General features: G+C 70.5%; 7 protein-coding genes. All 7 read right to left on the bottom strand.

What is annotated here, in order from left to right:
- Window positions 1-91: 91 nt before the first annotated feature.
- On the bottom strand, window positions 92-2,140 hold the full coding sequence (locus ACWEOO_RS17115) for a CHAT domain-containing protein (protein WP_452143768.1): 2,049 nt from the start codon (window positions 2,138-2,140) through the stop codon (window positions 92-94).
- 4 nt (window positions 2,141-2,144) lie between these two features.
- Window positions 2,145-2,471 carry a CU044_2847 family protein gene (locus tag ACWEOO_RS17110; RefSeq protein ID WP_452143767.1) on the bottom strand — a complete coding sequence of 109 codons (327 nt, stop codon included), beginning with the start codon at window positions 2,469-2,471 and terminating at the stop codon, window positions 2,145-2,147.
- An 81-nt stretch (window positions 2,472-2,552) separates the two neighbouring features.
- Window positions 2,553-3,536: a porphobilinogen synthase gene (gene hemB / locus ACWEOO_RS17105; protein ID WP_452143766.1), complete on the bottom strand. Its 984-nt coding sequence runs from the start codon at window positions 3,534-3,536 to the stop codon at window positions 2,553-2,555.
- 4 nt (window positions 3,537-3,540) lie between these two features.
- Window positions 3,541-5,280 carry a uroporphyrinogen-III synthase gene (locus ACWEOO_RS17100; protein ID WP_452143765.1) on the bottom strand — a complete coding sequence of 580 codons (1,740 nt, stop codon included), beginning with the start codon at window positions 5,278-5,280 and terminating at the stop codon, window positions 3,541-3,543.
- On the bottom strand, window positions 5,277-6,158 hold the full coding sequence (gene hemC, locus ACWEOO_RS17095) for a hydroxymethylbilane synthase (RefSeq protein WP_452143764.1): 882 nt from the start codon (window positions 6,156-6,158) through the stop codon (window positions 5,277-5,279). The genes ACWEOO_RS17100 and hemC overlap by 4 nt, the downstream gene beginning before the upstream one ends.
- Complete coding sequence (locus ACWEOO_RS17090; RefSeq protein WP_363712692.1) at window positions 6,155-7,432, bottom strand: glutamyl-tRNA reductase; 1,278 nt, start codon at window positions 7,430-7,432, stop codon at window positions 6,155-6,157. The genes hemC and ACWEOO_RS17090 overlap by 4 nt, the downstream gene beginning before the upstream one ends.
- Complete coding sequence (locus ACWEOO_RS17085) at window positions 7,429-8,184, bottom strand: redox-sensing transcriptional repressor Rex (RefSeq protein ID WP_355694665.1); 756 nt, start codon at window positions 8,182-8,184, stop codon at window positions 7,429-7,431. Before ACWEOO_RS17085 ends, ACWEOO_RS17090 begins: the two co-directional genes overlap by 4 nt.
- Window positions 8,185-8,192 lie beyond the last annotated feature (8 nt).

The following is an 8,192-nucleotide window of genomic DNA, read 5'->3' as shown; positions in this document are numbered from 1 at the left end:
CTCCCGGCCCCATACCACCCACAAAATCCACCCCACCCAGGCGGAACAATCCCCCACAGCCATCACCAGACTTGACTCGACCCACAGCCAGCTAGCGCGGTGGGAGTTTGACGACGAGGGTGCCTGCGACGCGGTCGTGGAGGCCCTGGCGGCGGCCGGACTTGTCCCAGTACGGGGTCAGGTAGAGAAGCACGAAGGTGCAGGTTGCCCAGGCGAGGAGCTGGATGAACCAGCGCAGCAACGATTCGCTCCAGCCGACCGGGCCGCGGTCGTCGCTGCGGACCACTTGTAGTCGCAGGAGGCGCTTTCCCAGGGTTCTGCCCCAGATGGCGGTGAGTACGACCTCGTAGGTCGCGATGGCCAGGACGATGCCTCCGAGACGCAGTGTGTCGCCTGTGGTGATCTGTTCGCCGGATTCCGGCGCGTACCGCGGGGTCAGAAGCAGGAACGGGATCAGATAGATGCCTAGGTCGACGAGCCGGGCGAACAGACGGTCGCGCATGTCGGCGACCACTGGACGGCCCGCGGCCTGCGCTTGTTCGCGGGCTTGTTTGCGAGCGGCGGTTTCGAGCTTGGATTTCGCGGAGGCGGTCAGGCGGGCTGTTTCCTTGTCCGTGGCGCCGAGCCGATCCAGCTGCTCGGCCACCGTGAGCACATCCGCCCACTGACCCGCCGAGTACAGCCTGCGAGCCTCGGCAACCAGCCTGGCACGCTGCTGCTGAGCCTGCGCAGACCGCAGACGTTGCATGGTCGCCGGATCGTTCTGGCCCGCATTCACCAGTTGCTCCAGCACCCCAACCGCGTCGTCCCACCGCCCCTCCCGCAACGCCCCCGCCGCCACCTCGTTCCACTCCCCCACCCGCCGATCCCGCTCCCGCCGCTCCTCTTCCTCCCGCTGTCGCCGCTCAGCCTCCTCCCGCCGACGCTCCTCTTCTTCCCGCGCCAGCCGTTCCGCCGCTTCCCTCTCCCGGCGTTCAGCCGACTCCCGCTCCCGCCGCTCGGTCTCCTCGCGTTCGCGTTGTTCTTTCTCTTCGTCGACCGGGACCTCGGCGAAGATCCGGCCATCGGGTGCGCGAAGGTAGATCACCGGCGTCGCCCACTCGACTTCGTTGTCGGCGGCAAAGATCGCCCGCCGTGCCTCGACCATCGCCTCGTCGGCAGGCAGCAGATCCGCGAGCGCCTGATAGAACGACTGACTGAAAACCACAGCGACCGGATCCGAGATCTCGAACTGCATCGCGATCACCGCAGGCACCCCCTGCCGCACCAACGCCTGCGCCACCCCACCGAACGGATCATCGACCGCACTCCGCGCACCCTCACAAGCATTCAGCACCACCAGACGAAGCGACCGATGACCGCGAAGCATCGTGCCGAGGTCGCGGCCCGTCACCAGCCGCCCCTGCCCGCTCTCGTCCTCGAGTACGAGCGCCCCGTCCTCGGCGTCCTCGTCGTACAACCCGTGCCCGACGAAGTGCAGCACGTGGTACTCCCGCTGCCGCAACGGACGCTGCAACGCCGCGAGCGACCCGACCGGCAACCGGTCGAGCTGAACCATCCCCCGCTCGATCAGCTCACCGAGCGAACCGTTGAGCTTGTTCCACTCCTCCTCGTTCTGGAGCGCCTGTACGTCGGTGGGCGCGGCGATCATCGCCAGGATCCGCAACGGCGGACGGACCGGGAAGGGCCGCACCGGCCGCGGGATCTCGACGTACCGCACCAGCGGTGTCTCCGGGGACAAACACAGGAACCCGTAATCCCGGTCGTAGAGGTACTCCCACGGGACGTTCTCCAGCGACGGCGCCAACCGCAGACGGATGCGCAGCCCGGCATCTTCACCTTCAGCGGCCGCGAGGCTGCGCTCCAGACAGCTGCGCACGCTGCCCGCGAACACAGCCTGGAACAGCTGACCGCCGAAGTCCTCCAGCATCCGGCGTTCCACCGACTCGAAGCGCCGGAGCTTGCGACGCCTCCGTCCGACCGATCCGATGACCTTCAGGACCAGGATCTGCAGATCCTTCTCGGAGAACGGAAGCTCGAAGCTGCCTTCCGCCTCACCGGCCGGTGAGGCCATCACCCTGGCGCGGTATCCGTCCGCCCGGGCCTCGATCGCCAGGTCGAAGTTCAGCAGCGCTTGCACGACCTCAGCCCTCGCGGCTCCGCCAGGTCACGGTGATCTTGAAGTTGGCCTGCGCCGCGGCCGACGCGATGAACGCCCCGGTCTGTGCGCTGAGCTGCAACCCGAACTCGATACCGACCTCGTCCGGCGCGTCGTCCATCCCCCGCAGCCGAGCAATCAAACTCCGCGCAGCCGGCGCCACCACCGACGTCGCGGCCTCGAAGGTCCGGTCCGCCTCTTCGACCAGCGCCGCCCGATCCTTCCCGATCCCGCGCATCACCGGCCCGCCCTCGTCCACCTCGACCAGGACCGTCCCGCCCTGGTCCAGCGGAAACTCCACAAGCCGCCTCATCAATCCCACCCCCACATCCACGATGGCACGGCCTGGCCCGCCGCACCATGACGAGCGGCTGCGGAATACGCGGTGGGTCGGTTACCTGTTGCCGAGGAGGTGGACCGCTTCGGCGGCCCAGTAGGTGAGGATGGTGTCGGCGCCGGCGCGGCGGATCGACGTGAGGGTTTCGAGGATGGCCTGGTCGCGGTCGATCCAGCCGTTCGCGGCGGCGGCCTCGACCATCGCGTACTCGCCGGAGATGTTGTAGGCGGCAACCGGGACGTTCACGTGGTCGCGGACCTGGCGGATGATGTCCAGGTACGCCAGGGCCGGCTTGACCATGACGATGTCGGCGCCTTCGGCGATGTCGAGGTCGACCTCGCGGATCGCGTCGCGGGCGTTGGCGTTGTCCTGCTGGTACGTCTTCCGGTCGCCGGTCAGCGACGAGTCGACGGCCTCGCGGAACGGGCCGAAGAACGCCGACGCGTACTTCACGGCGTACGCCAGGATCACCGTGTCGAGGAAGCCGGCCGCGTCCAGCGCGGTCCGGACCACGCCGACCTGGCCGTCCATCATCCCGGACGGGCCGACGACGTGCGCGCCTGCCGTTGCTTGCGCGACGCCCATCTCGGCGTAGATCTTCAGGGTCGCGTCGTTGTCCACGCGTCCTGCGGAGTCGAGGACGCCGCAGTGTCCGTGTGACGTGAACTCGTCCAGGCAGAGGTCGGACATGATCAGCAGTGCGTCGCCGACCTCGGACACCGCGTCGCGAATCGCGACGTTGAGGATCCCGTCGGGATCAAGTGCACCGGAGCCGACAGGGTCCTTCGAGGACGGTACGCCGAACAGCATCACGCCGCCGAGGCCGAGTTGCGCTGCCTCCGCGATCGCCTTGCGGGCGGTGTCCCGGGTGTGCTGCACGACGCCCGGCATCGAGTTGATCGCGATCGGCTCGCGGGCGTCTTCCCGGACGAACATCGGCAGGATCAGCTGCCGCGGTTCCAGCGTGGTCTCCGCGACCATCCTGCGCACCGCCGCCGACGACCGGAGCCGCCGGGGCCTCACTTCCGGGAAACCAGGCACAGAATCAGCTCTTCCTACGAGAACCCGGGCGACGCTCGGACGGACGGGTGACCGGCTCCCCGGCCTCCACCATGGTGTCACGCCGGTCCGCGCCGAACCGGGCGAGAGCGTCGGCCAGTTCCTCGACGGACGGCGTTTCGGCCATCGCGTCGACCCGCAGGCCGTGCTCCTCGGCGGTCTTCAGCGTCGCCGGGCCGATCACCGCGATCACCGTCGACGCGTGCGGCTTGCCGGCGATGCCCACCAGGTTGCGCACCGTCGAGGACGAGGTGAACACGACCGCGTCGAACTTGCCGGACTTGATCGCCTCGCGGGTCGGCGCGGGCGGCGGGGCGGCGCGCACGGTCCGGTACGCCGTGACGTCGTCGACCTCCCAGCCGAGATCGGTCAGGCCCGCGACCAGGGTCTCGGTCGCGATGTCGGCGCGCGGCAGGAAGACCCGGTTGATCGGGTCCAGCACCTCGTCGAACGGCGGCCAGTCCTCGACCAGCCCGGCGGCCGACTGCTCACCGGACGGGACCAGGTCCGGACGGATGCCCCAGGCACCGATCGCCTCGGCGGTCTTGTCGCCGACCGCCGCGATCTTCAGCCCGGAGAACGCCCGCGCGTCCAGCCCGTACTCGTCGAACTTCTCCCGGACCGCCTTGACCGCGTTGACCGACGTGAACGCGACCCATTCGTAGCGTCCCTCGACCAGGCCGCGGATCGCCTTGTCCATCTGCTGCGGGTTGCGCGGCGGCTCGACCGAGATCGTCGGGACCTCTTCCGGCATCGCGCCGTACCGGCGCAGGCGGTCCATCAGCGGACCGGCCTGGTCCTTGGTGCGCGGCACCAGGATCCGCCAGCCGAACAGCGGCTTGGTCTCGAACCACGACAGCGCCTCGCGCTGCTCGACGACCGCGCCGACCACCACCACGGCCTCGCCGGTCACCTTCGCCGCGCGCAGGTCGGCGACGATGGTCTCGAGCGTTCCGACCACGCTGGTCTGCGACGTCGTCGTACCACCGACGGTCAGGGCGACCGGCGTGGAAGCGTCGAAGCCTGCCTCGACCAGCGCGCCGACGGTCTCCTTCAGGACGTCCATCGCGTTCAGCAGGACGAGCGTCTGCTTCGGCTGCAGGCGGGTCAGGTCGAGCTTGTTCTCGGCGAGGTCGACGACGGTGACCTCGCGGTCGCCCTTCATGGTCAGCGGGATCCCGGCGTACGTCGGGACCGCGCTCACCTCGCTGACACCCGGGACGACGTTGAAGGCGATGCCCGCCTTCTTGCAGGCGGCCGCCTCCTCGGCGCCGCTGGAGAAGGTGAACGGGTCGCCGCTCAGCAGCCGGACGACGTTCGCCGCGGACTTGGCGGTCTTCACGACCAGCCGGGCCCGGGCGGCGACGCGCAGCGCGCGGCTGCCCTCGGCGCCGGAGCCGTCCACGACCTCGACTCCCGGCCGGCAGTAGCTCAGGAACGCGTCGTGCTCGGGGCCCTCGACGACGACCGCGTCGGCGTTCGCCAGCACGTCGCGGCCGGCCAGCGTCAGCAGCGCCGGGTCACCGGGACCGACGCCGACGAATGTCACGTGGCCGAGCGGTTTGGTCTGCTTGACGGTACTGGTCGCGGCCTTCTGCGGTGCCGCGGTGGCGGCTGTCTTCGCGCTCACGTCTGCCTTCGCCCTCGTCGTTTTCCTGCTCGTCCTGTGGGCCGTTTTCTTGGCCGCCTGATGGGCCGCAGTACTCGTGCCCTGTGCCGGTGTCATGTTCGCTCCAGCAACTCGTTCGCCAGCGCCTTGCCGAGAGACACCGGGTCGTCGACCGGCCCGTTCGCGCTGAGCCGCCGTACGCCGTCGTCCTGGCCGAGCGCGCCCCGCAGCCACAACTCGGGGCCGTCCTCACCCTCGACCACCTCGGCGAGCGCGCCGACCGGAGCCGTGCACCCTGCCTCGAGGGTGGCCAGCAGCTGCCGTTCGGCCGTCACCGCCGCGCGGGTGGCCGGGTCCTCCAGCGGAGCCAGTGCAGCCAGTACGCCGGTGTCGGCCGCGCGGCACTCGATCGCCAGGGCGCCCTGCCCCGGGGCGGGCAGCACCTGGATCGGGTCCAGCGTCTCGGTCACCTCGCCGAGCCGTCCCAGCCGGGCCAGGCCCGCCCGCGCGATCACCACCGCGTCCAGCTTGCCGTCGGTGACCAGCCCGATCCGGGTGTCCACGTTGCCGCGGATCCCGGTGCACTCGACCCCGAGGCCGAGCGCGTCGATCTGTGCGACCCGGCGGGCCGCGCCGGTGCCGATCAGGGCGCCGTGCGGCAGCTCGCCGAGGGTCAGGCCGTCGCGGGCGACGAGGACGTCGCGCGGGTCCTCGCGGACCGGGATCGCGCCGAGCGTCAGGCCGTCGACCGGCTGGGTCGGCAGGTCCTTCAAGGAGTGCACCGCGATGTCGATCTCGTTCGCCAGCAAGGCGTCCCGCAAGGCGCTGACGAAGATGCCGGTGCCGCCGATCTGCTCGACCGGTGCGCGGTTGACGTCACCGGTGGTCGTGATCAGCACCAGCTCGACCTCGTGGCCGAGGGCCCGCAGCTGGTCGGCGACGATGGTCGACTGCGCGGTCGCCAGCTTGGAGCGGCGGGTACCGAGGCGGATCATGCCTGCTCACTCCCCTTCGGCGTGGTGACGGCTTCCACGGTCGCCTGGTCGAGCGCGAACAGTTGCCGCAGCGCGTCGGCGTACGTCGGTCCGCCCGGGTCGCCGCCGAGCTCCTTCACCCGGACGGTCGGGTTGTGCAGCACCTTGTCGACGACGCGGCGGATGGTCCGCTCGACCTCGTGCCGCTCGTGCTCGTCGAGGCCGGGCAGCCGCCGCTCCAGGCGGGCCAGCTCGGCGTCGACCAGCGAACTCGCCATCGCCCGCAGCGCGACCACGGTCGGCGCCACCGAGGCGGCCCGGCGGGTCGCCTCGAACGCACCGGTCTCCTCGCCGACGATCCGGCGGACCTCGTCGATGTCGGCCTGGCTGCCGCCCGCCGTACCGATCAGGTCGGCCAGGGTGATCAGGGTGACGCCCGGGATCCGGGCCGCCTCAGGGGCGACGTCCCGCGGCAGCGCGACGTCCAGCACGCCGAGCGGCCGGCCGTCCGCGGCGGAGCGGATCATCTCCTCGGTCAGGACGACGCCGCGCGCGCCGGTGCAGGACACGACCAGGTCGGCGTCGTGCAGCGCGGCCGGTACGTCGGCCAGGCGGACCGCCGTACCGCCGATCCGGTCCGCGAGCGCGACCGCACGGTCGTAGTTGCGGTTGGCAACGGTCACGCTGCGGGCGCCGCCGTTCGCCAGGGTCTGCGCGGCGAGGGACGCCATCGAGCCGGCGCCGACGATCAGCGCCCGGCGGCCCTCGAAGCCGCCGACCGCGTCCAGGCCGGCCGAGACCACCGAGCGGCCGGCCGCGTCGATCCCGGTCTCGGTGCGGGCCCGCTTGCCGACCCGCAACGCGTGCTGGAACAGGGCGTTCAGGTCGGTGCTGACGGTCTCCAGGTCCTGGCCGACGCGCAGCGTCTCCTTCACCTGGCCGAGGATCTGGCTCTCGCCGACGACCATCGAGTCCAGCCCGACCGCGACCTGGAACAGGTGCGCGACGGCGCCTTCCTCGAAGTGCACGTAGAGGTGCTCGGCCAGGTCCAGCAGCGGTACGCCGGTGATGTCGGACAGGATCGCGGTGACCTCGTCCATCCCGGCGTGGAACCGGTCGACCGTCGCGTACACCTCGGTGCGGTTGCAGGTGGCAAGCACCGCCGACTCCGCGACGGACGAGGAACTGCCGACCGCGAGGGCGAGCTTGGTGGCCGCCTCGGCGTCGAGGGCGACCCGCTCCAGCACGTCGATGGCGGCGGAACGATGACTGATGCCGACCACCAAGTAGCTCATGCCCCGACACCTCCCCCGACGCTCGGGAGATCCGTCAGGCCGTTCATCGCTGGTAGTTCGGGCACCTGGGGGAGCGCCGCCTCTCCGGACTTTCGTTGTTCGTGGTACGCCAGGATCTGGAGCTCGATCGAGAGGTCCACCTTGCGGATGTCGACGCCGTCGGGCACGGACAGCACGACCGGCGCGAAGTTCAGGATGCTGGTGACGCCGGCGGCGACCAGCCGGTCGCACACCTCCTGCGCCGGACCGGCGGGCGTGGTGATCACCCCGATCGAGACCCGGTCGGCCTCGACGATCTCCTCGAGCTGGGCGAAGTCGCGGACCTCCATGTCGCCGATCCGCTCGCCGACCAGGTTCGGGTCGGCGTCGAGCAGGGCGACGATCCGGAAGCCGCGGGTGCCGAAGCCGGAGTAGTTGGCCAGCGCGTGACCCAGGTTTCCGATCCCGACGATGACCACGGCCCAGTCCTGGGTGACGCCGATCTCGCGGGCGATCTGGTACCGCAGGTACTCCACGTCGTACCCGACGCCGCGGGTGCCGTAGGAGCCCAGGTAGGACAGGTCCTTGCGGAGCTTGGCCGAGTTGACGCCGGCGGCGGTCGCCAGGTCCTCGCTCGACGCGGTCGCGATGCCACTGTCCGAGAGCGCGGTCAGGGCCCGCAGATAGACCGGCAAGCGCGCGACAGTCGCCTCGGGGATGCCGCGTTCGGTTCTCGTCGGCGGGCCGGGGCGACGGCTGCTGGCACGCGTCACAATTCTCC

This window comes from Kribbella sp. NPDC004138 (genome assembly GCF_053603655.1).
The sequence above is the reverse complement of the archived record's forward strand: the minus strand, read 5'-3'. Positions and strand labels throughout refer to the sequence as shown.